The following is a 25,622-nucleotide window of genomic DNA, read 5'->3' as shown; positions in this document are numbered from 1 at the left end:
CTATCATCCTTCCGCTTTCAATTCCAACACTGTATCACGCAGTTCTGCGGCACGTTCGAAATCGAGCGCTTTCGCCGCTTCTTTCATTTCCTTCTCAAGCAAAGTGACAAGCTTCATGCGGTCTTCTTTTTTGAGTTTCTTGCCTTCGACCGCTTTGCTGACGTATTCTTCCGCTTCTTCCGCCGCTTCTGTTGCGCGGATGACGTCGCGGATTTTTTTCTTTATCGTGACCGGCGTAATGCCGTGTTCTTCATTATAAGCCGCCTGAATGGTGCGGCGGCGGGTCGTCTCATCGATCGCTTTCTGCATCGAATCCGTGATCCGGTCCGCATACATGATAACGTGGCCGTTCTCGTTTCGGGCAGCACGCCCCATCGTCTGGATAAGGGAACGTTCCGAACGCAAGAAGCCTTCTTTATCGGCATCGAGTATGGTCACCAATGAAACTTCAGGAATATCAAGCCCTTCCCGCAGCAAGTTGATGCCGACCAGCACATCGTATACGCCCATCCGCAGCTCGCGGATGATCTCGATGCGCTCGAGCGTCTTGATCTCGGAATGCAGGTAATTGACTTTGACGCCTGCCTCTTTCAAGTAATTCGTCAAGTCTTCCGACATTTTCTTCGTCAAGGTCGTGACCAATACACGCTCCCCACGCTCTTTACGCTGCTGGATTTCGTACATAAGGTCATCGATTTGACCTTCGATCGGCCTGATTTCAATTTCCGGGTCAAGCAAGCCCGTCGGACGGATGATCTGCTCCACCATTTCCGGTGTATGTTCGAGTTCATAAGGGCCTGGCGTCGCTGAAACAAACACCGCCTGGTCGATATGCTCCTCGAACTCATCAAATGTCAGCGGGCGGTTATCCATGGCGGACGGCAAACGGAAGCCGTGGTCGACCAATACTTTTTTACGCGCCTGGTCACCATTGAACATGCCGCGGACTTGCGGCAGAGTGACATGGCTTTCGTCGACGACCAGCAGAAAATCATCCGGGAAGTAATCAATCAATGTATAAGGCTGTGCGCCTGCTGGACGCAGCGTTAAATGGCGCGAATAGTTTTCGATGCCTGAGCAGAAGCCCATCTCGCGCATCATTTCCAAATCGTAGCGAGTGCGCTGTTCGAGCCGCTGCGCTTCGAGCAGTTTATCTTCCGCACGCATTTCCTTGAGGCGTTCTTCTAGTTCCGCTTCGATGTTTTCAATGGCTCTGACCATCTTGTCTTCACGCGTAACAAAGTGGGACGCCGGGAAAATAGCGACGTGTTCGCGGTCACCGATAATTTCTCCTGTCAAAGCATCGACTTCACGGATGCGGTCGATTTCATCGCCAAAAAACTCCACGCGCAAGCAGCGCTCATCGCGCGAAGCCGGGAAGATTTCCACCACATCGCCGCGTACGCGAAATGTTCCGCGTATAAAATTGATGTCGTTGCGTTCATATTGCACGTCGACCAATTTGCGCAGCAGCTGGTTGCGTTCGATCTCCATCCCTTTGCGCAGCGAGACGACGAGTTCCCGGTATTCTTTCGGGGAACCGAGGCCATAGATGCAGGAAACGGAAGCGATGACAATGACGTCGTCGCGTTCGAACAAGGAACTGGTCGCTGAGTGGCGCAATTTATCGATTTCATCATTGATGCTCGCATCTTTTTCTATGAATGTATCAGATTGCGGCACATATGCCTCAGGCTGATAATAATCGTAATAGCTGACGAAGTATTCTACGGCATTGTCAGGAAAGAATTCCTTGAACTCGCTATAGAGCTGACCTGCCAAAGTTTTGTTGTGGGCCATGACCAATGTCGGTTTTTTCACTTGTTGAATGACATTCGACATCGTATAGGTTTTCCCCGTCCCGGTCGCACCGAGCAAGGTCTGGAACCTTTTGCCGTCGATGATGCCTTTCGTTAATTGAGCGATGGCTTCCGGTTGGTCGCCCGCCGGTTCATAAGGAGCTTGCAGGTTAAATTCCTTTTTCATGGATATGTCCTCCCGTATTTTTCACTACTTCTACTTTAACATATGCCCTAAAATTCCCCTAACAAAAAGCGAACGTATGTTTTTTCTGAAGTATATTCATCTTATCGGCTGTTTACAGGAGGGATTTTTGATTTCACTGAAGCGCAGCTGCCGTCATCAAGACATAGAAAAACCACCCGGAGTTTCTCCGGGCGGTTCTGTTATTCTTCTTCCCGCTTCAGCTCTTGCAGCTGTGCAGTATATGTGTCGAAAGATTTGCGGTCGTTATGATCCAGGGCCTCATCGATAAGTGCCAGCAATTGCGTTTCCTGCTGTTCGCGGTGAACATGCTTCAAGAACAGATCCAGGTAGATCTCATTCAGCAGCTTTTCCGCTTCCGTGATCTTTTTCGTTTGAGCCATCGCTTTCATGAAGTCAGCATAAGAATAATAGTTTTCCATTCTTCTTCACCCCGAATGCTTTTCATTAGTATACACGAAAGCGCAAGAAAGAAGCAAGAGTTTTTTGAAAATTACAACGAGATTGAAAAAATAATTTTTTCGAAAAAAACTTATTGTGTATTTTCCATTTTTTATTATAATGAGGTATGTAAAGTAAATTTAGGGGGTAAATATTCATGGGTAAGAAGAATCAATATCCCGTCTCTTATACAATTTGCAGCAATACATACGCGCTGCTCCCGTATATGGACGGCCACCGGCTCCTGACACGGGTCATCGAAGACCGCAGCGAATTCCTGGTGGAGGAATCGGTCTATAAAATTGTGGCGAAATCATGCTCATTCTATCGCGGCTCCCTCGCCAGCGCCACGCTCTACGCACAAAAAGCGATTGGCGTAAAACACAAGCCGCCGATCATCGTCGGCGAGTATTACGGCAACCCGTTGATTTTCTTCCCAACCCACTCTCCGAAAAACAAGGATTCCATCTGGTTCAATTTCGATGCCATCGATTTGATTGCGGCGGATGATAGCGGACGGGGCAGTTTGGTATCGCTTAGCAATGGCGTCGTCGTCCCTGCGGATATCTCTCCTATCGCGCTTCGCAACCAGCATTCCTTCACCGGGTCTTTGCGCCGCTATTTCAAAAAAGCACAGCGTGTCCATAACCACCGGATGAATTATGTGACGAAACGGGCGTTTCCGCCTCGCAGCCAGCAGCCGCTGGATTAAATTGATTTAGCGGCCGCTGTCAGGTAAAACCTCAATTGATCTTCAACGGCATTTTTCAAACGAATATTCAAATAGCGGCGATGGTCTTCATAGCCGCCGTGGCAAAATACATATTCCGAGAAATTGCCGTCTTTACTTCCCCGCCTCACCTTCATGCCATGGGCCCTCATCAACTCGATGGTTTCGGCCAGGTCGCCTTTTGCCTGCTCGATCGCCCTATCCAATAATTCCAGGTAAGGAGCTTTCAGCTTGAAAGGACTTTTCCTGATCCACTCGCGATCTCGTTCCAAAATGAGGAGCACCATCGGCAATTGCACCCGCTTCTCAAACACGGCTATTTCCGCCCTTGAAATTAGGGGCATTTCCTCACCCCCTAGCTAATAGGAACAAGTGTTCTTATTTTCATTTTAACCGGGAATCCGGAAATTGCAAGAGCCGCCAGTTAAAAAAAGATGATTTCGATTGTTTTTCTATGCCTGAAGGACCGGGCAGAATCCATCCACTACAAAAAATCGCCTTTTCGGCATGCAGGCCCAACACCTGCATTTCGATAAGGCGATTTTTCTGTTTAACGGATGGCTCGGAACGCCCACAGGGAGCCGACGAAAAACACCGACGATACCCATAGGAACGGTTCGTGCCAGAACCAGACGGATAATGAAATCCCGGAAAACGACAGCAGTGAGAAGATGCCGGCAAACATCCGGCTCTGCAGGTTGCGCTGGTGTTCCCGCTCCCGCCCTTCCTTATTCTCCAAGTAATGGCGAATGCGTTCTGGTTCATCAAGGAAGTTGATGAGCTTTTTCGGAAATGCCCGTGCCGGCCCCGTGGAATTAAGGATCCAACGGAAGACGTCTTCTTTCCCAAAAATCCCTTTTCCTTCCCGTTTGGTCGAAGCCCACTCTAGTACGCGTGGACGCGCAAGGGCGAAGAGATCAACTTTAGGATCCAATACATGCAAGACGCCAACGAAAATCGATGTCGCACGGCCAAAAAAGGCAAATTCCGCTGGCAGCTGCACCGGCTGCGTGCGGACAATGTTTTGCATGTCTTTTAATAACCGCTCGACCACAAAACTGTCCATTTGCATTAATTCGTTCGATTCGTAAGCAGCAACGAGCCGCTCAACAGCATCCGCTAGTAAGTCGCGGTCTGCATTCGGCAACAGGAATCGCAAATCTTCCAAACCGTCGAGTACTTGTTCGTAGTTTTTGAACAGGATGCCTTCCGCAATCAGTAGAATCGCTTGCGAATCGCGTTCGGAAATCGTGCCGATCATGCCGAAATCGATCAACACAATGGTGCCGTCGGGTTTCAACAGGATATTGCCGCCATGTGGGTCGGCATGGAACTGGCCGCCGTACAGCACTTGCTCCAAGAACAGGATGAACAATCGCTCGGAAATTTCGTGGCGGTTGAGTCCATGCTCTTCGATAAAACTGATGTCGGTGATTCTGGCGCCTTCAATCCATTCCATCACCAACACACGGCGGGTCGTATATTCATCGTAATATACCGGGATGTGGACGCCGTCCATTTCCGCGAAACGGTCCGCAAAAGCACGACCGTTCTGAAGTTCGCCGACGAAGTTCAGTTCCGCGCCGATCGTTTCGGTCATCTCGACGTATAATTGGTCGAAGTCGACTTGTTTCGTAAACGGGGTGAATTTCTTCGCGAGCCAGATGACGATGCGCATCGCCTGGAAATCGGCCCGGATAATGCGGTCGGTTCCTGGGCGCTGAACTTTGACAGCGACTTCGGTACCATTCTTCAAACGGCCTTTGAACACTTCGCCGATGGAGGCCGAAGCGATTGCTTGGTCCGATAATTCATCCAGATAATTGCCGTGCTCGACATTCCATTCCTGCTCGAGCACTTCGATGATGTCTTTTCGCGGCACGGACGGCACACGGTCCGTCAAGCCCTCGAGTTCCGCCAAAAAGCTTGGCGGCATGATATCCGCACGGGTTGACAGGAATTGGCCCAATTTGATCATTAAGCCGCCCAGCTTGAGCGCCAGTTCCTTGTATTCTTTTGCCTGGCGGGTAACGAGCTCATTCCAGCGCTGTTCAACGACTGGAGTCCACTTGCCCCTATTGCGCCTTTGGAAAAGCGCCACTTGCACATAAAATCGGATCGCCATGGAAACGATGCGGTAAATACGGAGATATGTAACCTGGTTCATGAATGAGCTCCCCCCTGTTGTTCCCATTATAGAGTTTGGTGACAGATTAGTCCAAAAAGTGGTATGTTTTTAACGGATGGATTATTAAAGGGGGATGGATATGGACACAATTCATTATGAACAAAAAGGAAATTTGGCGTTCATCACATTGAACCGGCCGGATGCGATGAACGCATTCAATTACGATATGCTCGCCGAACTTGGCCAAGTGGCAGAAGCAATCCGCATCAACCCGGATATCCGGGTTGTCGTCTTTACCGGCGCCGGCGATAAGGCGTTCAGCGTCGGAGCGGACTTGAAAGAACGCAAGACCTTGACGCAAGAGCAAGTTAAGCGCAATATATACAAAATCGGCGAAGTGTTCACGACCATCGAAAACTTGCCGCAGCCGACAATCGCCATGATCAATGGCTACGCATTCGGCGGCGGCATGGAGCTCGCCTTAGCGTGTGATTTCCGCATCGTGACGGATGATACATTGCTCGGATTGACCGAAACGAGCCTCGCGATCATCCCGGGCGCCGGCGGCACGCAGCGCCTGCCGAGATTGATCGGCGAAGCGAAAGCGATGGAACTGATTTTGACTGCGCGCCGCTTGAAATCGCCAGAGGCGCTTGATTACGGCCTCGTCACCCGCCTCGCTGGGGGCGATGACTTGGCGCAAGTGACAGGCGAATTTGCGGATTCGATCCTTGCGAACGGGCCGATCGCATTGCAGCAGGCCAAATTCGCCATCAAAAACGGTATGAACGCTGATATGCAGACAGGGCTTCAAATCGAACGAAAAGCATACGAAATCACCATTCCGACAGAAGACCGCGTCGAGGCGCTGCTCGCGTTCGGCGAGAAACGCAAGCCGGAATTCAAGGGTCGTTAACCAAAAAAGCCAGGCGGAGCAATTGCTCCGCCTGGCTTTTTTACATATTTACAGTCGCTTCATCCAGCCGACAATCTCCTGCAAACGCGCAAAACGCAAATTCGGTTTGCCGGTACGCGATAAATTATGGTCGGCTTCCGGGAATCGGACGAACTCCGTTTCCTTATGCATGCTCTTCAAGATGATGAATAATTGCTCCGCTTGCTCGATCGGGCAGCGATGGTCGTTTTCCGAATGCAAAATGAGCAGTGGCGTGTGGATGTCTTTCGCATATTTCAGCGGGGAATGCTCCCACAGCTTGTCGACATTGTCCATGGCGGCTCCATGTTGCCATTCGCTGAAATAATAGCCGATGTCTGAAACGCCGAAAAAGGAAATCCAGTTGCAGATCGAGCGCTGGGTTACAGCCGCTTTAAAGCGCTGGTCATGCGAGACGATCCAGTTGGTCATGAATCCGCCATAGCTGCCGCCGGTCACGCCGAGCCGCTCTGTATCCACCCAGTCATTTTCTGCGAGAACATTGTCGAGTGCCCCCATGATATCCCGGTAGTCGCCGCCGCCGTAGTCGCCACGCACGGCATCGACAAAGCGTTGGCCGTAGCCGTGGCTGCCTCGTGGGTTGACATACAGGACGCCGTAGCCGTTTGCTGCAAGCACCTGCATTTCATGGACGAATGTATTGGCGTACATGGCATGCGGCCCACCGTGGATATTGACGACGAGCGGATATTTTCCGCCCGGTTCGAATCCACGGGGCTTCATGAGCCAGCCATGTACTTCAAAGCCGTCTTCCGTTGTATGCGAAACGATTTCCGGTGCAATCAATTCCGTTTGTTCTAGGTAGTGTGAATTGCAGAAAGTCAGTGCCTCGCGCTCTCCTGTAGAAATGGCGAGTTTGTAGAGCTCGCCGGGAGATACCGGGTCGCTGATCGCGGCCAGCGCAAAGCTGCCGTCTCTAGCGATGTCGTAGCCGTAGACATGCTCATCTTCGGGGGAAGCCGGATACACCGCGCCGTCAAGCGAAGCGAAATACAGGCGCACATCGCCATCTGTAGACACTTGAAAATATAAATGGTCATCTTGTGTCCAGACGACGCCTGGTGCCTGCGCCCCTTGCTGATGGTCAGCGACGACATAATCGCCGATCGGTGCGTCGATGCCTTCTGTCAGGCACTGCGTCGTTTGGTTTGCCACATCGTATACATACAGTTCGGCTTGCGTGGCATTTTCGTATGCACGTGAATGTCCGACAAACGCCAAGCGTGCATCGTCGAAGGAAAATGCGGCGCTCCCGTAGTATCCGTCTTGTTCGATGATAGCCGTTTCTTCTCCCGTTTCCAGATCGCGCATGTAGAGCGACTGGCGGAAAATGAAATCCTGAATTTCTTCTTTGGCAGATCCATACACTAGTTTCGTGCCGTCATGGGAAACGGCTTCCAAGCCGAAGTGATAAGCCCCTTCCGTCAACTGCTCCACCGTTCCTGTTTCCAGGTCCACAGAGCCTATCTGGCGGTGGTAGTCCTGCTTGACCAGCCCGTTGCCGTCCATTTTGTATTTCATGACCGTCGTGCGGTAAGGTTCAGGCTTTTTCTTGTCCTCTTCTTGTTCCGGTTCTCGATCCGTGAAGGTTTTGCCGTCCTGCACCAGCGCATTGACCCAGATTTTCTTATTGCAAGGCGACCAGCGGAAACTGCTTACCCCTTTTTCAAAATCCGTCACAGCGCGCGCTTCCCCGCCTCCTGCCGGCAGGACGTATACTTGATTCTTGTCGCTGCGGTCGGATAGAAAAGCGATATGGCGGCCGTCTGCTGACCAAGCCGGTTGGCTGTTGCGGTTTTTTCCGTAAGTCCAAGGAATCGACTCGCCGGTTTCCAGCGAGATATGGTGCACATGCGAATGATATGTATTATCTTCTTCGTCCATTTTTGTTTGAACGAATACTGCCCGCTTCCCGTCGGGTGAAACCTTCGGGTCGGTCACGGACACTAATGCGAGTAAATCTTCTATTTCAACAGCTTTTTTCGACACACGCTCAGCCTCCTGGATATATATTTCGTTTGTCGTAACAGTTGCCCTTTCACTATATCGATAATTGTCTGTCTTTTCAATGAAAGCTCTTTGAAAACCTGTCTAGCGGATTTCTACATATAAAAACCGCTTCCCGACAGAAGCGGAAAGCGGTGCACGGTTATTTTTTAACAGCCTGGTCTTTCAGCGAACGGCGCAGGATTTTGCCGGTCGTGTTTTTCGGCAATTCATTGAGAATTTCCATATGTCGCGGTACCTTGTATTTCGCTAAATGCTCCGCACAATATTCTTGCAGCTCCTCGATGGAAACCGAGTCATCTTTCAACACCACATAAGCATTGACCGACTCGCCGAAATCGGCATCCGGCAAGCCGACCACCGCTGCTTCGACAATTGCCGGATGGGCGAATAATACTTCTTCCACTTCACGCGGATAGACATTATAGCCGCCGACAATGATCATGTCTTTCTTGCGGTCGACGATGTAGAAATAACCTTCCTCATCGACTTTCGCCAGATCCCCCGTATAAAGCCAATCGTCCTTGATCGCTGCTTGGGTTTCTTCCGGCATTTTGTAATAGCCTTTCATGACGTTCGGACCGCGAACGATCAACTCGCCCACTTCCCCGACCGGCACTTCATCGCCGAGTTCATTGACGACTTTGTTCTCGACATTGGTGATCGATGTGCCGATCGACCCGGCTTTGCGCTCGCGATCAATTGGGTTGAAACACGTGACAGGCGAAGCTTCAGACAAGCCGTAGCCTTCCGAGATCCGCACATTGAATTTGTCTTCGAAATTATGCAGCAACGCGACAGGCATCGCGGATCCGCCGGAAATCGCCAAACGTACAGAAGCGAAATCGGACGGATCCACATCGGGAAGTTGGTACATGAAATTGAACATCGTCGGAACACCGGCGAAAACGGTTGCTTTTGTCGCTTTTGTCGCAGCGAAAACGTCCTGCGGCGTGAAGCGCGGCACGAGGACAATCGTTGCCCCTTGTAGTAACGGAGCATTGACGACGACGGTCAAGGCGAACACATGGAACACAGGCAACGTCGCCACGACGCGGTCATCCGGCGTGATTTGCAGATACTCCGCAACATCCTGTGCATTGGAATAGAGATTGCCGTGTGTCAGCATAGCGCCTTTTGGCTTGCCGGTCGTCCCAGACGTATAAAGAATGACGGCGTTGTCATCTTGTGAAATATCAGCTGTTCCACCAAATGCATTGGAAGTTGTAAGAAGCTGTGTGAATGAACGGACCTTTCCTTTGACTGCTTCCGGCAGCTGTGCCATTTTTTCAGCAGTCGATGGGTCGGTCTCACAAATGACGTATGTTTCCACTGCAGGCAAGGCCTGGTGCGCTTTTTCAACGAGCGGCAGCAAAGCGTCCAGCGCGATGACCACTTTTGCATCGCTATTGTTGACGATGTAAGCGATTTCATCTGGGCTATAGATCGGGTTGACCGGAACAGCTGTGGCGCCCAGGCGCAACGTCGCATAAAGCGAAATGAGAAAATGCGGGGTGTTGCTCAAAAGAAATGCGACGTGGTCCCCTTTTTCCACGCCGAGATCTTGCAACGCACCAGCGAATTTCGATACCGATTGGTCGAATTCACCGTAAGTCGTGTCTTTGCCCATGAACGTATAGGCAATTCTTCCAGCTTCCTGTTGTGCAATTTCGTGAACACGTTCTCCCAAATTCATTGAATATCCCTCTTTCTATTGAATGAATACTCATTCATATTTACTTTTTTCATTATAAAATAAATCTTCAGACAATACAACTGCCCGCCAAAAATCCCCAGCAAAAAACCGCCGGAATGATTCCGGCGGTTCGTTTAGGTCAATATGCTTTTAAATGGGCAATATAGCGCCAGCGGATCAAGAAGAAATAGAGAATCTGCATAAGCGTAAAACCGCCAAGCACAATCGACATCTCAGACAAAATTGACAGCTCTGCAAACTCATCCCACACCACTTGAAGCGAAATGAATGCAAAAGCACTGTGAAGAAGCGCGAGCGCCCAAGGCAGGAAAAACAGCGGCACGAGCTGGCGGTTGACGATTTTGCCAAGTTCCCGCTCCGTCATCCCGAGACGCACCATCAACTGGTACTGCCTGCGGTCGCGTTCGAGCCCGGTATACAATTTAAAGTAAATGAAGCTTCCGGCTGCCAGCAGGAACACCGCGGCCACCATCAAGCCGATGAACAATAGCAGCGCAAAGGAAGATTTGAACCAGCGGTATTCGTAACCCGGATTCTCAAAATAATAATTGAGGCCGGCAAAATTGCCGCTGAGCATTGCCTCGCTAATCGGGTAGCGGACGTTTTCGCCGATTGCCACGGTCTCTGTCCAATCCGGCACATGGAAGGCATAATAGCGGAAATCCGATGCGCCTTGTGGGTAGCCCATTAACGGTTCATCGACTTCCCCGAAATCTTCATTGTTCATGATGATCGTATTGGCATTCAAGGTATGCGCCGGAAACAGCACTTGCGGGTAGGTCTGGTCGATCGTCAGCTCCACCCCGCTTTCCAACAGTTCCGTCTCCGCATAACTTTTCTGCAGTTCACGGAGTGACTCCTGTGAAAACGGAACAAACATTGCTTCGCCGGCTTGAAGCCGTGCCGGTTCGTGACCGAGAGCTTCGGCCAGTCGGTTGAACTGGGTCAAGGACATGATGTCGACGTCATTGCCACTTGCGCTCGATGTCTGACGCTTCACTTCCAAAGGCACGAGCGTGTAAGCAAGCTGCTGTTGTTCAAGCTCTCGCTTCAGCTGGTCCAATTGCTGCTGTTCGAGTGCATTGCCTTCAAAAGAAACATAGATCAACCCGAGCGGATTGCTTTGCCGGAACTCCGCAGTGTAGGAAGTGAACGAGGCAAGCGTCCCGACCGTCAGGAAGGCGACGGTCGAGACGATGGTCACGATAAAGAACATTTGCGCGCTGTCTTTTAACTTAACCGCCGCTTCGGCAAGCGACACAAGGCGTGTTTTATGCCAATAGATGCTGCGGCGCTTCTTATACAATTGAAGGAAGGTATGGATTGAGTGCGTGAAAAACAAATACGTGCCAATCGTCGCGAGTGGCGGGACGATGAACACCATGATGTAAACGGTGCGGTCGGACACTGTCGCCGCCAAAAAATACGCAATGCCCAAAAGCGCCAATCCGAATGCCGATAAAGCTGGAGAATACGCCGCTTCGTCTTCGGTTTTCCAGAAACCTTCCAGCAAATCGACGACGCGTTTTGTGCGGATAAAGGACACGCTGATGAGCGAGATGATGATGAACAAACTGGCAAATGCGCCGATGGTCAGCACAAACGGCTTCCAGGAGAAATACAGCGGCAATTCTTCCAATTGCATGATTTCACGGCCGATCATGAAAAAGAATTTCGTGAACGCGAAACCGAAGACGATCCCCGCCGCTGTCGACAGGCCGCCAAGAATCATTGTCTCGAAAAACACCAATTTATTAAGCTGCTTTTTGCTCATGCCGAGATGCATCAAGACGCCGAATTCTTTTGTTCGCGCCTGTAAAAACGCGCTTAAGGAATAGAACAGGAAAAACAGCGTGAAAATATACAGCACGATTTCCGCGATGAACATGCCGCGCACGGCCAATACACGGAACCCTTCTTCTTCGAATAACGGGTGGAAGATGAACATCGAATAGATGAAGAACACCATGACCGAAAAGACGCTGGCCAATAGGAAGGCTGCGTAGCTTCTCAAATTCCTGAAAACGTTACGGAAGGCGAGTTGGCGAAAGGTCATTGACGGAGCCTCCCAATAGAGATAACACGTTGAGAATCTTTTGATAGAAGGTTTGGCGGCGGTCATCCCCGTAAATTTCATTGAAGAATTCGCCGTCTTTGATGAACAGCACACGGTCGCAATAGCTCGCTGCGATCGGGTCGTGCGTCACCATGATGATCGTCGTCCCTTCCTCACGGCTCAAGCCGCTCAATAACTCGAGCACATCTTTCGAAGCTTTCGAATCGAGATTGCCGGTCGGTTCGTCCGCAAGTATGAGCGCCGGGCGGTGGATGAGCGCGCGGCCGATTGCTGTACGCTGCGCTTCCCCGCCCGAAATTTCATTCGGCTTCTTATGGAGAAATGGCTGCAAATGAAGCCGTGCCGCCAATTCCTGGACGCGGCTCTCCATTTCTTTGATCGGCATGCCGTCAAGCGTCAGCGGCAGCACCAAATTTTCTTCTACAGTCAGCATCTGCAGCAAATTGAAATCCTGGAACACAAACCCTAGCTGGCGACGCCGAAACAGCGGCAGCTCATCTTTATCCAACGAATGCGGATTGATGCCATTGATGAGGATGGTGCCAGAAGTCAATGAATCGATTGTTGAAATCAAGTTCAATAGCGTCGTCTTGCCGCTTCCGGAAGGGCCCATCACTGCTAAAAATTCCCCTTTTTCCACTTCGAAACTTAATTGGTTCAACGCGCGATGCGTCACTTTTCCTTCATAGACTTTGGTCACTTCATCAATTTTTACTACTGTCATGTTGATCCCCCTACATTCTGTTCCTGATAAGGAAAGACAATCGATACGGTCGTCCCTTGGCCTTTCGATGAAGTGATTTCCAGCTCATGCCCGAGCCGATTGCATACTTCCTGTGCCAGATACAGCCCCATCCCGGTCGACTCGCCGCTCAGGCGCCCGTTCTCTCCCGTAAAGAAGGCTTTCGTAACGCGCGGCAAATCCGATGGCGGGATCCCGATGCCTTCATCCTGCACGGACAAGGTAATGGTGCCTTCTAGACAGCTGGCCCGGATATACAGTTTCTTGTTTTCTTCAAATGTGTATTTCACCGCATTCGTCAGCAATTGGCCGATAATGAATTTCATCCATTTGCGGTCTGTCGCCACTTGGTAGCGTTCTTCGATGTCGATTTCCGGATAGACACGGCGCGAGATGAACAGGCGCTTGTTTTCCGTCACCATTTCGGATACCATGCCGCGCAGCGACGCTTGCTCGATTTGCATATCCTGCTCGAATGTATCGAGACGGGCGTTCATCAATACTGTGTCGAGCCCTGCGCGCAGACGGTCTACTTCTTCCCGGATGCTCGCCTTATCCAGTTCTTCCGGTTCCTGCAATAGCAGATGCATGACGGATAGCGGCGTCTTCATCTGGTGAACCCATTGATTGATGAATTGCAAATGGCGGGTCTGCCCCGCATAAAGCGATTGCACTTCGTATTGATACAAGCGGTATAGTTTTTGCATATACAATTCTGTTTGCACCGTTTCCGGCGAACGCCCTTCGCGCTGCAAAGCATGCTCCATATTCGGCGGATCGCTGAGGAGGCGCTCGTAATAACGGTAGCGCATCGCAAAGCGGACGCCGAGAAAACTGGCCAATAGCAATAAGCTGATGATGAAGGAATAGATGGCCGTGTCCGTATTGCGGAATCCATCGAGCCAGTAAAGCATGAGGATGAACCCGACGAGCAGGAACTGGAAGACGATAAATGCGGCATGTTCACGCAGGAATAACCGCAGCATCATTGCTCCTCCCTGCCAAGGATCAGCCGATAGCCGGCGCCGCGCACCGTTTCAATGAAACTCTGGATGTCATAATCCGTCAATTTCTTGCGCACGCGGGCCATATTGACATTCAATGTGTTTTCATCGACGAACGCCTGGTCATCCCATAGCTCCTCTAGCAATTGTTCACGCGTTACCACTTTCGGATACGCGGCAATCAACAGTTCTAAAATAGTGCTTTCTTTTTTCTGGAGCGGGATTTCCGTTTCCCGGCAATGCAATTCCAGCCGCTCCATATATAACACGAGCCGCCCTGCACGAACCGTGCGCTCTTCTTGTTTCGGTGCATATTCCCCATAAGCCCTTCTTAAATGGCTTCTTATTTTTGCAAGGACGATTTCATAATGGAAAGGTTTCGTAATGAAATCATCGCCGCCGTTTTCAAGCGCAAATACCTGGTCCATTTCCCCTGACCTGGCGGAGATGAACAGGATCGGGCAAGTTGTCTGCTGTCTCAACTGCCGGCACCAGTAATACCCATCATAAGAAGGCAAATTGATATCCAAAAGAATCAAATGGGGGTCGAACGCAGCGAATTCCTCCAAGATGCGGTCAAAGTCTTTCGCCGTTTCCACTTGGTAATGATATTTGCGCAATGTATCCGACAATAGCGAAGCGATCTTCGTATCATCCTCGACAATGAATATCCGCTGTTCACCCATATTCACTCCCCCTCCCGTTTCCTTCTATTCTAACAAAAGAGCCTGCTCGAAAGCAGGCTCCACAGAAAATCTTAATAAATCAACTTGAGGAAATCTTCTGTCGTGATCCCTCCGAGCAATTTCGGGATGTCGATGCCTTCGATCGCTTCAGCCAGCGCGACGCGTTCGTATTTCACGCCGGTAATCGCCTGTTCGATTTCCGATACATCGCCGACCCCGAAGAAATCGCCGTAAATATGCGCTTCCTGCACGATGCCTTTTTCCACTTGCAGGCGGACATCGATGCCGCCGACCGGGAAGCGGTGGGATTGCTTGATATTGAACTTCGGCGATTTGCCGTAGTTCCAGTCCCAATTAGCATAGCGTTCTTTTGACAATTCATGGATATTGTCCCAGTCTTCATCGGTGAGTTCCCAGAAACGGACATTTTCTTCACCGGCAAAAATCGAATGCAGCACAGCTTCACGGAATTGTTCCACAGACATTTCCTGATCGAGGAATTCCGAGATATTCGCCACGCGGCTGCGGATCGATTTGATGCCTTTCGACTCGATTTTTTCTTTATTGACCTTCAAAGCCGACACGACTTCATCCATCTTCGTATCGAATAACAGCGTGCCGTGGCTGAACATGCGCCCTCTTGTCGCAAACTGGGCATTGCCGGAAATCTTGCGCCCTTCAGCGAGGAGGTCGTTGCGCCCTGAAAGCTCGGCATTGACGCCCATATCTTGCAAGGCTTTGACGACCGGTTCTGTGAACTTGCGGAAATCACGGAAACTATTGCCGTCATCTTTCGTGATAAAACTAAAGTTCAAATTGCCATGGTCATGATACACGGCCCCACCGCCTGAAAGCCGGCGCACAACATGAATGCCGTTCGAATCGACATAGTCGGTATTAATTTCTTCTGCTGTGTTCTGGTTTTTTCCGATAATGATGGATGGTTCGTTGATATAGAACAGCAGGAATGGATTCTGGTCGACATCCATCGTTTTCAATAAATACTCCTCGATGGCCAGGTTGATGCGTGGATCTGTGATGCCTTTATTATCTACGAAATACATGATCTCTCTCCTTTTTTACTGTTGACTGACTTTATTTTAACGGAATTTTTAAAAATAATCACGGTTGAGGGTTGACGGATCTAAACTGTTATAATACACTGTGTTTATCACTTACAGTACTATAACAAAAAGGAGCTGGTAGAAATGATTGAGAACGTAGTCGAATTCTTCAAGAACTTGCCCCCGAAACAGTGTGCCACTTGCGGAGAGAAAATCGAAGAGCAGCACGAGTGCTACGGCAATCACTGCCAGACCTGTAACGAAATCTAAACAGACAAAACGGCCGGAGAAATTCTCCGGCCGTTTTTTTATGCGTTACCTTCCAACTGTTGTGCAACAGCAGCGAAGACTGAAGAATCAATGACCCATCTTTTCCATGGCATCTGCATCTTCGCTATCATCAGGCACAATCGTTTCAGGGTCCGGATTGCCTATCGTCAATTCCATTTTCGGCATAACGTGCATGCGACGGGCCGTTGTATGGGCTTGGATGAAATACAGCCCTTCTTCTCCTGCCGTCCATGCATATTCGTAAACCCCGTCTTGCGTATGGCTTGCCTCTAGCATCTCGCTATTGTCACGAGCTCCCGATTGCCATACTTCAAAGACCACTTCATCCGCATCTTCTACCGCCTCTGTGCCTTGCGTGACAGTGGCCGATAGCAACATTTCTTCGCCAGGGTCGGCGGTTTCTTGTGTATTGAATTCGACTTCCACTTCCTGCGGCAATTCTCCCGCACCAGCCGATGAATCTTCTTCGCCACATGCTGCCAACAGCAATACCAGCATCAGAGCGATCCACTTTTTCATGTGATTTCCTCCTCGCAGCGGGCGCATATTGCGCCCACTAGCCGCAATTTCTGCCCATTCATTGATAAAACGCCGCCGCAGTTAACTGCCGAGCGGCGTTTTAATAACGGTTTATAGCTTGAAAGCTTGCATCCTAGACGATTTCGACAGGATTAGTTTTCGTTTAATTTATTCAAGACGACATTGGCCATTCCATCGATAAACAATGGGTCGACGTTCGGCATTTCCGGACGGCGGTATGTTGCGCCGATTTCATCACAGACGACTTTACATTCGTAGTCATTATCGTACAAGACTTCCAAATGGTCTGTAATGAAACCTACTGGCGTGTAGACGAATGAGTTATAGCCTTTTTCTTCGTGCAACTCGCGCGTCAAATCCTGGACGTCTGGCCCGATCCATGGCTCTGGCGTCTGCCCAGCACTTTGCCAGCCGATTTCATAGTTTTCAACGCCCGCCGCTTCGGCGATCAAGTCCGCTGTTTCTTTCAATTGGTCTGGGTACGGATCGCCATTTGCGATGATTTTCTCCGGCAGGGAATGCGCAGAGACGATCAGGCAGGATTTCGCGCGTTCTTGTTCTGACATTTCAGCAAATGCCGCGCTTACTTTCTCGCTCCAGAATTGGATGAATTTCGGCTCTGTGTACCAGCTTTCCACTGAAGTCAGCTTGATGCCGAGTTTATCGGCTGTTTCTTTTGCACGGCCGTTATAGGATTTAACGGAGAATGTCGAGAAATGCGGCGCAAGAACGATTGAAATCGCTTCTTCGATGCCGTCTTTTTTCATCTCTTCCACGCCGTCTTCCACGAATGGCTCGATATGCTTCAAGCCGAGATACATTTTGAACTCGATGTCATCCTGCAATTCGTTCAAACGGTCACACAAGCCATTCGCTTGGTCTTCTGTAATTCTAGCCAGCGGTGAAATGCCGCCGATCGCTTTGTAGCGGTCTTTCAAATCCTGCAACGCTTCTTCGCTCGGCTTGCGGCCGCGGCGAATATGCGTGTAGTAGCGCTCGATGTCATCTTCAGAATACGGCGTACCATACGCCATTACCAATAATCCCATTGTCTTTTTCATCACAATCACCTCGTCAAAAGTTTGTTAGTTCTGTTGTTTATAAGCTGCACTGTATTCATGGACAAATGCCGTCAGACGCTTCAGCGTGTCCGGCTGCACTTCTGGGAAGACCCCGTGTCCAAGGTTAAAGATATAGCCATCATTTTGCATGCCCATATCCAGGATTCTTTTCGTGCGTTCTTCGATGACAGACCAATCCGCCAGCAAATAAGACGGGTCGAAGTTGCCCATCAAGGCTTTCGTCAAGCCTCTTTCACGTGCTTCGGTGATCGGCAAACGCCAATCCAGTCCTACCACATCTACCGGCAGGTCATGCCATTCATTCGCCAGGTGGCTTGCACCGACGCCAAAAATCGTCATCGGCACGCCTTCTTCGCCAATTTCTTTGAAGATGCGGTCCATGACCGGTTTGATGAAAATGCGGTAATCTTCCACATTCAATGCGCCGACCCATGAGTCGAAAATCTGGATCGCTTTTGCACCGGCATGGATCTGTGCCTTTACGTAAGGGATGATCGTGTCGGCCAGTTTGTCCATGAGCGCAAACCACATTTCCGGTTCTGATACCATCATCGCTTTCGTTTTGTTATAGCTCTTCGATGGGCCGCCTTCGATCATATAGCTCGCGAGCGTGAACGGCGCGCCGGAAAAACCGATGAGCGGCACGTTCAATTGCTCTTCAGTCAAAATCTTGATTGTCTTCAGCACGTAGTCGACATCCTGCTCAGGATTGATTTCACCGAGGCGGTCGATGTCCGCTTTTGTGCGGATCGGATTGCTGATGACCGGCCCGACGCCGCCTTTGATCTTGACGTCCACCCCAATGGCTGGAAGCGGTGTCACGATATCTTTGTAAAGAATCGCTGCGTCGACGTCATATTGGTCGACCGGCAGCTTCGTGACGTAAGCGCAAAGTTCCGGCTGATGCGTGATTTCTTCCAACGAATATTTCTCTTTGATCTTGCGGTATTCTGGCTGTGAACGCCCAGCCTGGCGCATATACCATACCGGTACATGATCGGTCTTCTCTCCACGCGCTGCGCGCAGGTACGTATCATTAAAAGTCATGAATTAGTCATCCCTTCAGTCTTTGCGGCTATAGTTTATCCTTCATTATCCGTCTATACTATAGACTCTCCGCCCCTTATTGTATAGAATCCGGCGGCAATTGTCATAAATTAGACCCGATTCCCTTCACCGATTTGACACCATCTGTTTCAAGCGCCGTATTTTAGGGAAAAGTGAGGTAGCAATTCAAAATGTATCCCGATGATTAGGAGGCTTTTTCAATGAATATTTATATGACGACAGGAACTTACGAATTTATGAAAAAAATGCGTGAAAAGCATGCGGATGAAACAATGGTGCTGATGCAAGGCGAAAACACGACTTTGCTATTGCACGAGACCGAAGGGAAATCCATTTTCCAAACTCCTCGCCGCTTTGAAGTGGTCGATGGCACGGGCGAGTTCCGCGAAAAAGGATTTTTCGTCATGAACAATATCCCGGTTGCCGACGAAGGGCGGCCTGTTTTTGAGCACCGCTTCAAGAACCGTGCCGGCGCGATTGAAAACGAGCCCGGATATGTCGCTTTCCGCGTCTTGCGGCCGCTCGATTCCGACACGTATGTCGTCTTGACCGAATGGGAATCACCGGCATTCTATGAGAAATGGAAAGAATCACAAGCTTTTGCCAAAGCACATTCCGAAAAACCACAGGAAGAAGCGGAAAAACCGCGCGCCAATATCTTCTCCGGTTCTTCTTACGTTACCATGTATAAAGCGAAACCCGAAGAAGATGCGTGATCAACAGCCGGCTAGTCCGGCTGTTTTACTGTGTATATAGAAGAAACCCATTTAGGAGGAACAACAATTGGTATTTATTTATTTTCTGCTGGCTGCGGCAGTCACCGTGTTCGCTGCCATTAAACTGTCCCAGTATGCGGACGTCATCAGTGAAAAATCAGCGATGGGCGGCATGATGGTCGGTACGCTCCTGCTTGCTGGTGCCACCAGTCTCCCAGAAATCTCCACAAGCTTCTCGGCAGCTGCGATCGGCAATGCCGATATCGCAGTCGGCAATATGATTGGTTCGAACTTGTTCAATTTATTTATTTTAGCCGGATTCGATTTGCTGTTGAACCGACGCCGCATGCTCGAGCGGGCATCTAAGGACCATACCTATTCTTCTCTGCTCGGCATCTTCCTGACCGTGCTATTGCTCTTGGCATTATGGCTGCGTACTGATATCACATTCCTCGGGATCGGCCTTGATTCGCTGGCGATCGGCATCACCTATATAGTCGGGATGTTGATCATCAATAAATTGCCGAACTTGGATACGATCGATATGGATGATGAGCCGGTCGATGCCAAAGCGCCGAAAAACCCGAGCGCCCATTTATCGCCGAAACACGCAGGCATCCGTTTCGCGATTGTGGCTTTAGTCATCATGGCAGCAGGGACTGCCCTGTCCATCACGGGTGATGAAATTGCGGTCGTGACAGGAATCGGTTCCAGCTTTGTCGGCAGTTTCCTGGTGGCCGCGGCCACTTCCCTGCCTGAAGCAATTTCTGTGTTCGTCGCGCTCCGCCTGTCGAATGTCAATATGGCAGTCGGTGCTGTCCTCGGAAGCAATATCTTCAACATGGTCATCTTGGCATTGTCAGACCCGATTTACGTAGAGGGGTCGATTCTTGCTGAAGTATCAGGTGCCAATTTCATTATTGCCACTGCCGTGCTCATCATGAGCGTATTGATCATGTTCTCGCTCTACAGACCAAAGACCACTTCTACCTGGGCGTATAGCCTACCGTCCATTTTGGTTATCATTATTTATTTCGTCGCTTCTTATCTCAATTTCACTTACTGACAGGACGGGGCTTCCCCGTTCTGTTTTTTGCTATGTTAAACTAGAGAAAATGCAGAAAATTAGGAAGGATATGATCCAATGATTGAGAAGATATTTGCTGAGCTTGATAACGCCTACCCAGAGATGGTGGACATCCGCCGCCACTTGCACATGAATCCAGAGCCGTCATTCCACGAAACTAAAACCGCTAAATACATCCGTGACTTCTATGAAGATCTCGGTATCGATATCCGCCATGGCGTGGGAGGCAATGGCGTCATCGCGACGATCCGCGGCTCAAAACCCGGCAAGACAGTCGCCTTGCGCGCCGATTTTGACGCCCTGCCAATTCAGGACCAGAAAGAAACCAGCTATAAATCCACTGTACCGAATGTGGTACATGCTTGCGGACACGACGGCCATACGGCGACCTTGCTCGTTCTTGGCAAAATCCTCCACGGGCTGCGTGACGAACTCCCTGGCACGTACGTGCTCATTCACCAGCATGCAGAAGAGCTTGCGCCAGGCGGTGCGAAACCGATGATCGAAGACGGTGCGCTTGATGGGGTCGACGTTATCTTCGGCACCCATCTTTGGTCGACGACGCCATTCGGACGGATCGATTACCGGACTGGCCCGATCATGGCAGCTGCAGACCGCTTTGAAATCACTGTACAAGGGCGCGGCGGCCACGGCGCGATGCCACACGAAACTGTCGATGCCGTCGTGACAGGGGCGCAACTTGTCACTAGCCTGCAGCAGCTTGTCGCTCGTCGCGTGGACCCGCTCGAGTCTGCAGTACTCACGATCGCATCATTCATTGCAGAAAACCCGTTCAATATCATTGCCGACCAATCAAAACTGAACGGGACGGTCAGATCCTTCACCGAAGAAACGCGCACCCTTATGGAGCAGGAAATGGAGCGCGTCGCTAAAGGCACGGCCATCGCGACCAATAGCGACATCGACTTTAAATTCCACCGGGGCTACCCGCCGGTCGTCACTCACGAAAAGGAAACAGAATTCCTGAGAGACCTTGCTGAAGATGTGCCCGGTGTAACTGAAGTCTTCAATTGCCCGCCGCAAATGGGCGGCGAGGATTTCGCCTACTACCTTGAAGAAATTCCAGGCACGTTTTTCTTTACCGGTGCAATGCCGGACGGCGAAGTCTATCCCCACCACCATCCGAAATTCGATTTTAAAGAAGAAGCGATGTTGATAGCTGCGAAAACGCTTGGCAAAGCTGCTGTCACTTGCCACGAATAAAACGACATAGCAAAAGGGCTGGAGAAATTTTCATTATCTCCAGCCCTTTTTTTATTATTTTCGTTTGTTCAGCTGTGCCGATTTTCTTCTGGCGCCTGCAAGCGTCACGACCGAAACGACGGCTATGACTGCCGCAATAAGTAGCGCTGTTGCAAACTGTCCGAGTGCCAGCAGCAGGATCGATGCCGCTGCAGTTTGGATCAACTGGACCGCGAGCACCCAACTCCATACCGCTTTTTCGCGGCTATGCGTGCTAAGCGGAAACAATTGGTCCATGCGGAAATGCTGGGACTGATTCAAGCCTTGCCACAATTGGATCGTGGAAGCGAACGCCAATGCCCCGGCAAATAAAGCGATGGCGATTTGGAACGGGATAAGCCAAGCGCCGACCAGGATGATCAGCGTCAACCGCACCCATAGAAAGAACAGCTCATCCGAACGAATGAACGTCCGGCTCACCAAATACAAATGGGCATTGGACGCTTTGCTCTTGATCAAACGATAAACCGGGTTGAGCCATCGGCGCTCCCTCACCTTCCCTTTCAAATGCGGGACGTCGGTGAAATAATTGGCGAACTGGTAAAAGCGCAGCATGCGGTTTTCTTCCAATTCGATGAAATGCCCGTATGGGAATGCTTTTCCCGCAGCGCGGCGTTCGAGCCATTTGCCGTAGAAAATCATCGCGAACAAAAAGACTGCCGAAACAACAATCCAGCCGTCGACATACGACCACACAAATCCAGCAACGAGCAGGAACCGGACCGCGCGCTCGAGCCACACTTTGTGCCCTTCATCGGATTTCCGAAAATGAAACTCGCTCCTGACATTCCACCACTTCACGAGCAGCAATAGAATCGGGAACCCGATCAAATAAGACGAGGGCAAGCCGTATAAGGCGTTGATGAGCGGCAAGGAGACGACGAAGACCACAATCGGCAAATACAATTGCGACACATAAGTCCAGCGAAGTGCCGGTTTCAGATATTCATCAAGCCGGCTTTCAAGCGGCAATAGGTAAACGCTGTCCGCTTGCTTCAATAAGGTCACCGGCGGGCTGTAAGACAATAGCGCCCCGAATAGCACAGCCATCAATAGCGCTGCCGGAAATTCAGGCGGCACATTTTGCACCCATTCGCTGTAAGCGTAACCGGCCGCCCCGATGGCGAACAGCATGACAACTGCAATATGGCCGGTGACGATGAATTTTAAATAGTTCTGGACTTCCGTCGTATAACGCCGGAGCCGCTTGTTCCACACTTCATGCAGGTTCTTCATTGTCGTCATCCTCGGTCATCGCAATATACAGGTCATCGAGTGAGGCATCCGGCATGCCGAATGCCTGGCGCAGCTCCGGCATCGTGCCGATCGCCCGCACACGCCCGTTGTGGAGCAGGATGATCCGGTCGCAATAGCGTTCTGCAGTCGACAGGATATGGGTCGACATGAGCACTGACGCGCCGCTGCGCTTTTGCTGTTCCATCTGGTCAAGCAGCGATTTGATGCCTAGCGGGTCGAGCCCGACGAAGGGTTCATCGATGATGTACAAATCGGGATCGACAAGAAATGCACTCATGATCATAACTTTCTGGCGCATCCCTTTTGAGAAATGGGACGGAAACCATTTCAGCCGCTTTTCCATGCGGAATTCCTTCAATAAAGCTGCGGAACGCTGTTCGAACACCTCTTGTTCTAAGCCATAAGCCATCGCTGTCAGTTCGAGATGTTCGCGCAAGGTCAATTCTTCGTACAACACAGGCGTTTCCGGAATATAGGAAAAAGCGGAACGGTAAGCATCGATATCTTCCGCGAACGTCCGGCCATTGAGTCGGATCGAACCGGACTTTGGCTGCATGATGCCGATGATATGCTTGATGGTCGTACTCTTCCCCGCCCCGTTCAAACCGATCAAGCCGACCAATTCGCCTTTCTCTATTGAAAAACTCACGTCTTTTAACACGGGCTTTCTTGTATAGCCGCCCGTTAAATTTTCTACTTCCAATATTGCCACTTTCAACACCTCTTTCTTCGTTTACTATTGTATCAAAACTGTGCGATGAATTCTTTTGGGAAATGCGATGCTTCATGAACCCGTCCAGGACAAGCTGACATGTGGAATGACTCGCTCACTGAATATGGTAAACTGAAAAAAGAACGGCCAACCCATTACAGAAAGGATGAGTTTATGAGCGATTGCATTTTTTGCAAAATCATTGCAGGGGATATCCCGAGCGTCAAAGTGTACGAGGACGAGCATGTCTATGCCTTTATGGACATCATGCCTTTATCAAAAGGGCATACGCTGCTGATCCCGAAAACCCATCGCGAGTTTGTCTACGACATGGCGCCGGAAGAAGCTGCTCAATTGTTCAGCGTAGCGCCGAAGATCGCCAGCGCCATCAAAGAAACCTTCGAACCCGAAGGCATGAATTTGTTGAACAATAATGGACCAAAAGCTGGGCAAAGCGTCTTCCATTTCCATCTTCATTTCATTCCGCGCTACGGCGCAAGCGATGGGTTCGGCGCCAAGTGGATGACTAAAGAAAAAGAGTACACCACAGAGAAGATTCAGGAACTTGCTGAACAAGTGAAATCCAAGCTAGCCTCTGAGGCTTGATTTTCTATGCTGCACGAGATAAGATCGTAATACGTTTTTCGCCGGCGGCCACGAGGGCACGACCGGGAAAAAGAAACTAGCTTGAGCTGAGGAGAGATGAGAAATGAATACGAAAAATCTTGTGTTAATGGCGCTGCTTGTCAGTGTCGGTGCAACATTGTATGTAATGATCCCAGGAATTAACGGCGGGATGAAACCCGACTTTATGCTGACGATGATGTTTATCGGCATCTTGCTGTTCCGTGACGTGAAAAGCGTCTTTTTGCTCGCTGTCACCACCGGAATTATTTCCGGATTGTTTTCAAGCTTTCCGGGAGGCTTTTTCCCGAATATCATCGATAAATTCGTCACCGCATTCGTCTTTTTCGCGCTCGTGTCGTTATTGAAAAAGCATGCCGCCAAGTTGCCGGTTGGCATTGCGCTCGCTGCTTTTGGAACAGTACTGTCAGGAACCATTTTCCTGTCGGCCGCGATCTTCATCCTAGGCGCGGATATTCCGTTCACGCTGCTGCTTGCAACAGTCGTCGTTCCGGCAACTATCATGAATGGCGTTGCCTTTGCGGTCATGTTCCCGATTGTCACAGGGCTCATGAAGCGCTCGAACTTCCAAAGTTCTACAGCCGCGCAGGCTCGCTAATACTTAAGAATTTTTTATATGATGATTGTTTTATTTGCGTGTAGGAATGTATACTTTCATCACTTTAAAAGTTCAACGAGATATTCCAATGTTTGGAGAAGTGTTCGCTCGACTCCTGTGGGACCAGCGGGTTTGAGAGACCCCGCAGACCGCGAAGCGGTTGAGGAGGCTCGATTCCCGCCCCACGGAAAGCGAGCGATAAGCTTCGGAAAACACATTTTATGGATTTTCTCTTCATCGTCAAATGTCTTTCCCTTTCACAGGGAAAGGCATTTTTTATTGAATAGCGATTCATTCCATGTTTTAATTAAGTGAAATAAAGGAAAAGAAAGATAGATACGAAAGGAGCGCTTACACTTATGAAAGTTACGAATTTTTTTGCAGGCCTTGGTGCCGGACTAATCGCTGGTGCCGTAACAGCCGTCCTCTCCACTCCTAAATCCGGTGAGGAATTGCGCACTTCCATCAAATCGAGCGGCTCGGAATGGAAAGAATCGATGAACGAGCTGAAAGCCCGCATCAATGAATTAAAAGAATCGATCAACCACTTGACGGAAGAATCGAAAACACAAGTTCCAGAAGCCGTAGATGGCTTGAAAGCATCCCTCCAATCTTGGCAGGAAGGCACAGCGCCAGCGAAAGAACATTTGCAGTTGGAAATCAAAGCAATCCAGAACTCCATCGAGCAGCTGCAGGCGGCGATCAGCAAAGATAAAGACGCGGAAGAGAAGAAAAAAGACAAACCGACGAAAATCGACCCAAAAAAAGCGGAAAATAAGGACGATTCTGAGACAGCTTGACCTTCATG

The 25,622-nt window shown here is 50.1% G+C and carries 25 protein-coding genes; 9 read left to right on the top strand and 16 right to left on the bottom strand.

Going from position 1 to position 25,622, the window contains the following annotated elements:
* Window positions 1–3: 3 nt before the first annotated feature.
* Together uvrB and AUC31_RS03985 are read right to left on the bottom strand one after the other, a co-directional pair.
* The gene (uvrB, locus tag AUC31_RS03990) at window positions 4–1,986 is read right to left on the bottom strand and encodes an excinuclease ABC subunit UvrB (RefSeq protein ID WP_058381273.1); all 1,983 of its coding nucleotides are present in this window, start codon (window positions 1,984–1,986) and stop codon (window positions 4–6) included.
* Window positions 1,987–2,186: 200 nt separating this feature from the next.
* On the bottom strand, window positions 2,187–2,426 hold the full coding sequence (locus AUC31_RS03985) for an IDEAL domain-containing protein (protein ID WP_058381274.1): 240 nt from the start codon (window positions 2,424–2,426) through the stop codon (window positions 2,187–2,189).
* A 176-nt stretch (window positions 2,427–2,602) separates the two neighbouring features.
* On the opposite strand from AUC31_RS03985, the gene AUC31_RS03980 reads away from it, so the two are divergent.
* On the top strand, window positions 2,603–3,157 hold the full coding sequence (locus tag AUC31_RS03980) for a competence protein ComK (RefSeq protein ID WP_058381275.1): 555 nt from the start codon (window positions 2,603–2,605) through the stop codon (window positions 3,155–3,157).
* Here the strand turns inward: AUC31_RS03980 and AUC31_RS03975 are convergent.
* Window positions 3,154–3,519, bottom strand: a complete 366-nt coding sequence (locus AUC31_RS03975; RefSeq protein WP_058381276.1) for a YhjD family protein — start codon at window positions 3,517–3,519, stop codon at window positions 3,154–3,156. The two genes, AUC31_RS03980 and AUC31_RS03975, sit on opposite strands and share 4 nt — an antisense overlap.
* Before the next feature lie 206 nt (window positions 3,520–3,725).
* A complete protein-coding gene (locus tag AUC31_RS03970) occupies window positions 3,726–5,342 on the bottom strand; it encodes an ABC1 kinase family protein (RefSeq protein ID WP_058381277.1) in 1,617 nt (538 codons plus the stop codon).
* Between the two features lie 100 nt (window positions 5,343–5,442).
* On the opposite strand from AUC31_RS03970, the gene AUC31_RS03965 reads away from it, so the two are divergent.
* Window positions 5,443–6,219, top strand: a complete 777-nt coding sequence (locus tag AUC31_RS03965) for an enoyl-CoA hydratase-related protein (protein WP_058381278.1) — start codon at window positions 5,443–5,445, stop codon at window positions 6,217–6,219.
* Window positions 6,220–6,267: 48 nt separating this feature from the next.
* On the opposite strand, the gene AUC31_RS03960 is transcribed toward AUC31_RS03965, so the two are convergent.
* The 7 genes from AUC31_RS03960 to AUC31_RS03930 form a co-directional block, all read right to left on the bottom strand.
* Entirely contained in the window at window positions 6,268–8,247 is a 1,980-nt protein-coding gene (locus AUC31_RS03960; protein ID WP_058381279.1) for a S9 family peptidase, read from the bottom strand.
* A gap of 160 nt (window positions 8,248–8,407) precedes the next feature.
* Entirely contained in the window at window positions 8,408–9,961 is a 1,554-nt protein-coding gene (locus AUC31_RS03955) for a fatty acid--CoA ligase family protein (RefSeq protein ID WP_058381280.1), read from the bottom strand.
* Between the two features lie 139 nt (window positions 9,962–10,100).
* A complete protein-coding gene (locus AUC31_RS03950) occupies window positions 10,101–12,038 on the bottom strand; it encodes an FtsX-like permease family protein (protein WP_058381281.1) in 1,938 nt (645 codons plus the stop codon).
* A complete protein-coding gene (locus AUC31_RS03945) occupies window positions 12,010–12,783 on the bottom strand; it encodes an ABC transporter ATP-binding protein (RefSeq protein WP_058381282.1) in 774 nt (257 codons plus the stop codon). The genes AUC31_RS03950 and AUC31_RS03945 overlap by 29 nt, the downstream gene beginning before the upstream one ends.
* Window positions 12,780–13,787: a sensor histidine kinase gene (locus AUC31_RS03940; RefSeq protein ID WP_058381283.1), complete on the bottom strand. Its 1,008-nt coding sequence runs from the start codon at window positions 13,785–13,787 to the stop codon at window positions 12,780–12,782. The genes AUC31_RS03945 and AUC31_RS03940 overlap by 4 nt, the downstream gene beginning before the upstream one ends.
* Window positions 13,787–14,491, bottom strand: coding sequence for a response regulator transcription factor (locus tag AUC31_RS03935; protein ID WP_058381284.1), 705 nt, complete (start codon window positions 14,489–14,491; stop codon window positions 13,787–13,789). Before AUC31_RS03935 ends, AUC31_RS03940 begins: the two co-directional genes overlap by 1 nt.
* Before the next feature lie 71 nt (window positions 14,492–14,562).
* On the bottom strand, window positions 14,563–15,555 hold the full coding sequence (locus tag AUC31_RS03930; protein ID WP_058381285.1) for a lipoate--protein ligase: 993 nt from the start codon (window positions 15,553–15,555) through the stop codon (window positions 14,563–14,565).
* A gap of 144 nt (window positions 15,556–15,699) precedes the next feature.
* Between AUC31_RS03930 and yhfH the strand changes: the two genes are divergently transcribed.
* A complete protein-coding gene (gene yhfH / locus AUC31_RS17550; protein WP_083509120.1) occupies window positions 15,700–15,825 on the top strand; it encodes a protein YhfH in 126 nt (41 codons plus the stop codon).
* 87 nt (window positions 15,826–15,912) lie between these two features.
* Here yhfH and AUC31_RS03925 read toward each other — a convergent pair whose 3' ends face one another.
* The 3 genes from AUC31_RS03925 to hemE form a co-directional block, all read right to left on the bottom strand.
* On the bottom strand, window positions 15,913–16,365 hold the full coding sequence (locus tag AUC31_RS03925) for a FixH family protein (protein WP_058381286.1): 453 nt from the start codon (window positions 16,363–16,365) through the stop codon (window positions 15,913–15,915).
* A 152-nt stretch (window positions 16,366–16,517) separates the two neighbouring features.
* Window positions 16,518–17,450, bottom strand: a complete 933-nt coding sequence (gene hemH / locus AUC31_RS03920) for a ferrochelatase (RefSeq protein ID WP_058381287.1) — start codon at window positions 17,448–17,450, stop codon at window positions 16,518–16,520.
* Between the two features lie 21 nt (window positions 17,451–17,471).
* The gene (hemE, locus tag AUC31_RS03915) at window positions 17,472–18,515 is read right to left on the bottom strand and encodes a uroporphyrinogen decarboxylase (RefSeq protein WP_058381288.1); all 1,044 of its coding nucleotides are present in this window, start codon (window positions 18,513–18,515) and stop codon (window positions 17,472–17,474) included.
* 221 nt (window positions 18,516–18,736) lie between these two features.
* Here hemE and AUC31_RS03910 point away from each other — a divergent pair, with 221 nt between their 5' ends.
* The 3 genes from AUC31_RS03910 to AUC31_RS03900 all read left to right on the top strand — a co-directional run bounded on the left by AUC31_RS03910 (window position 18,737) and on the right by AUC31_RS03900 (window position 21,563).
* The gene (locus AUC31_RS03910; protein ID WP_058381289.1) at window positions 18,737–19,252 is read left to right on the top strand and encodes an antibiotic biosynthesis monooxygenase family protein; all 516 of its coding nucleotides are present in this window, start codon (window positions 18,737–18,739) and stop codon (window positions 19,250–19,252) included.
* A gap of 67 nt (window positions 19,253–19,319) precedes the next feature.
* Window positions 19,320–20,318 carry a sodium:calcium antiporter gene (locus AUC31_RS03905; protein WP_058381290.1) on the top strand — a complete coding sequence of 333 codons (999 nt, stop codon included), beginning with the start codon at window positions 19,320–19,322 and terminating at the stop codon, window positions 20,316–20,318.
* Between the two features lie 78 nt (window positions 20,319–20,396).
* Complete coding sequence (locus tag AUC31_RS03900) at window positions 20,397–21,563, top strand: M20 metallopeptidase family protein (protein WP_058381291.1); 1,167 nt, start codon at window positions 20,397–20,399, stop codon at window positions 21,561–21,563.
* Between the two features lie 54 nt (window positions 21,564–21,617).
* Here the strand turns inward: AUC31_RS03900 and AUC31_RS03895 are convergent, their stop codons facing one another.
* Both AUC31_RS03895 and AUC31_RS03890 read right to left on the bottom strand, forming a co-directional pair.
* Window positions 21,618–22,838 carry an ABC transporter permease gene (locus AUC31_RS03895; RefSeq protein WP_058381292.1) on the bottom strand — a complete coding sequence of 407 codons (1,221 nt, stop codon included), beginning with the start codon at window positions 22,836–22,838 and terminating at the stop codon, window positions 21,618–21,620.
* Entirely contained in the window at window positions 22,822–23,571 is a 750-nt protein-coding gene (locus AUC31_RS03890; protein ID WP_058381293.1) for an ABC transporter ATP-binding protein, read from the bottom strand. Before AUC31_RS03890 ends, AUC31_RS03895 begins: the two co-directional genes overlap by 17 nt.
* A 174-nt stretch (window positions 23,572–23,745) precedes the next feature.
* On the opposite strand from AUC31_RS03890, the gene AUC31_RS03885 reads away from it, so the two are divergent.
* The 3 genes from AUC31_RS03885 (at window position 23,746) to AUC31_RS03875 (ending at window position 25,614) form a co-directional block, all read left to right on the top strand.
* Window positions 23,746–24,177 (top strand): HIT family protein, encoded by a 432-nt coding sequence (locus AUC31_RS03885; RefSeq protein ID WP_058383669.1) that lies wholly within the window; start codon window positions 23,746–23,748, stop codon window positions 24,175–24,177.
* Window positions 24,178–24,280: 103 nt separating this feature from the next.
* Window positions 24,281–24,814 (top strand): tryptophan transporter, encoded by a 534-nt coding sequence (locus tag AUC31_RS03880; RefSeq protein WP_058381294.1) that lies wholly within the window; start codon window positions 24,281–24,283, stop codon window positions 24,812–24,814.
* A 359-nt stretch (window positions 24,815–25,173) separates the two neighbouring features.
* Window positions 25,174–25,614: a YtxH domain-containing protein gene (locus AUC31_RS03875; protein WP_058381295.1), complete on the top strand. Its 441-nt coding sequence runs from the start codon at window positions 25,174–25,176 to the stop codon at window positions 25,612–25,614.
* Window positions 25,615–25,622: the final 8 nt, after the last annotated feature.

The organism is Planococcus rifietoensis (genome assembly GCF_001465795.2).
Lineage (GTDB): Bacteria > Bacillota > Bacilli > Bacillales_A > Planococcaceae > Planococcus > Planococcus rifietoensis.
The sequence above is the reverse complement of the archived record's forward strand: the minus strand, read 5'-3'. Positions and strand labels throughout refer to the sequence as shown.

Coding starts and splice junctions, on each gene's coding strand:
- AUC31_RS03925 (WP_058381286.1), bottom strand. CDS start 16,365: ATGAAAAAGTGGATCGCTCTGATGCTGGTATTGCTGTTGGCAGCATGT.
- AUC31_RS03970 (WP_058381277.1), bottom strand. CDS start 5,342: ATGAACCAGGTTACATATCTCCGTATTTACCGCATCGTTTCCATGGCG.
- AUC31_RS03975 (WP_058381276.1), bottom strand. CDS start 3,519: ATGCCCCTAATTTCAAGGGCGGAAATAGCCGTGTTTGAGAAGCGGGTG.
- AUC31_RS03895 (WP_058381292.1), bottom strand. CDS start 22,838: ATGAAGAACCTGCATGAAGTGTGGAACAAGCGGCTCCGGCGTTATACG.
- AUC31_RS03880 (WP_058381294.1), top strand. CDS start 24,281: ATGAATACGAAAAATCTTGTGTTAATGGCGCTGCTTGTCAGTGTCGGT.
- AUC31_RS03945 (WP_058381282.1), bottom strand. CDS start 12,783: ATGACAGTAGTAAAAATTGATGAAGTGACCAAAGTCTATGAAGGAAAA.
- AUC31_RS03955 (WP_058381280.1), bottom strand. CDS start 9,961: ATGAATTTGGGAGAACGTGTTCACGAAATTGCACAACAGGAAGCTGGA.
- AUC31_RS03935 (WP_058381284.1), bottom strand. CDS start 14,491: ATGGGTGAACAGCGGATATTCATTGTCGAGGATGATACGAAGATCGCT.
- AUC31_RS03950 (WP_058381281.1), bottom strand. CDS start 12,038: ATGACCTTTCGCCAACTCGCCTTCCGTAACGTTTTCAGGAATTTGAGA.
- AUC31_RS03930 (WP_058381285.1), bottom strand. CDS start 15,555: ATGTATTTCGTAGATAATAAAGGCATCACAGATCCACGCATCAACCTG.
- uvrB (WP_058381273.1), bottom strand. CDS start 1,986: ATGAAAAAGGAATTTAACCTGCAAGCTCCTTATGAACCGGCGGGCGAC.
- AUC31_RS03900 (WP_058381291.1), top strand. CDS start 20,397: ATGATTGAGAAGATATTTGCTGAGCTTGATAACGCCTACCCAGAGATG.
- AUC31_RS03875 (WP_058381295.1), top strand. CDS start 25,174: ATGAAAGTTACGAATTTTTTTGCAGGCCTTGGTGCCGGACTAATCGCT.
- AUC31_RS03910 (WP_058381289.1), top strand. CDS start 18,737: ATGAATATTTATATGACGACAGGAACTTACGAATTTATGAAAAAAATG.
- AUC31_RS03940 (WP_058381283.1), bottom strand. CDS start 13,787: ATGCTGCGGTTATTCCTGCGTGAACATGCCGCATTTATCGTCTTCCAG.
- AUC31_RS03885 (WP_058383669.1), top strand. CDS start 23,746: ATGAGCGATTGCATTTTTTGCAAAATCATTGCAGGGGATATCCCGAGC.
- AUC31_RS03980 (WP_058381275.1), top strand. CDS start 2,603: ATGGGTAAGAAGAATCAATATCCCGTCTCTTATACAATTTGCAGCAAT.
- AUC31_RS03965 (WP_058381278.1), top strand. CDS start 5,443: ATGGACACAATTCATTATGAACAAAAAGGAAATTTGGCGTTCATCACA.
- AUC31_RS03985 (WP_058381274.1), bottom strand. CDS start 2,426: ATGGAAAACTATTATTCTTATGCTGACTTCATGAAAGCGATGGCTCAA.
- yhfH (WP_083509120.1), top strand. CDS start 15,700: ATGATTGAGAACGTAGTCGAATTCTTCAAGAACTTGCCCCCGAAACAG.
- hemE (WP_058381288.1), bottom strand. CDS start 18,515: ATGACTTTTAATGATACGTACCTGCGCGCAGCGCGTGGAGAGAAGACC.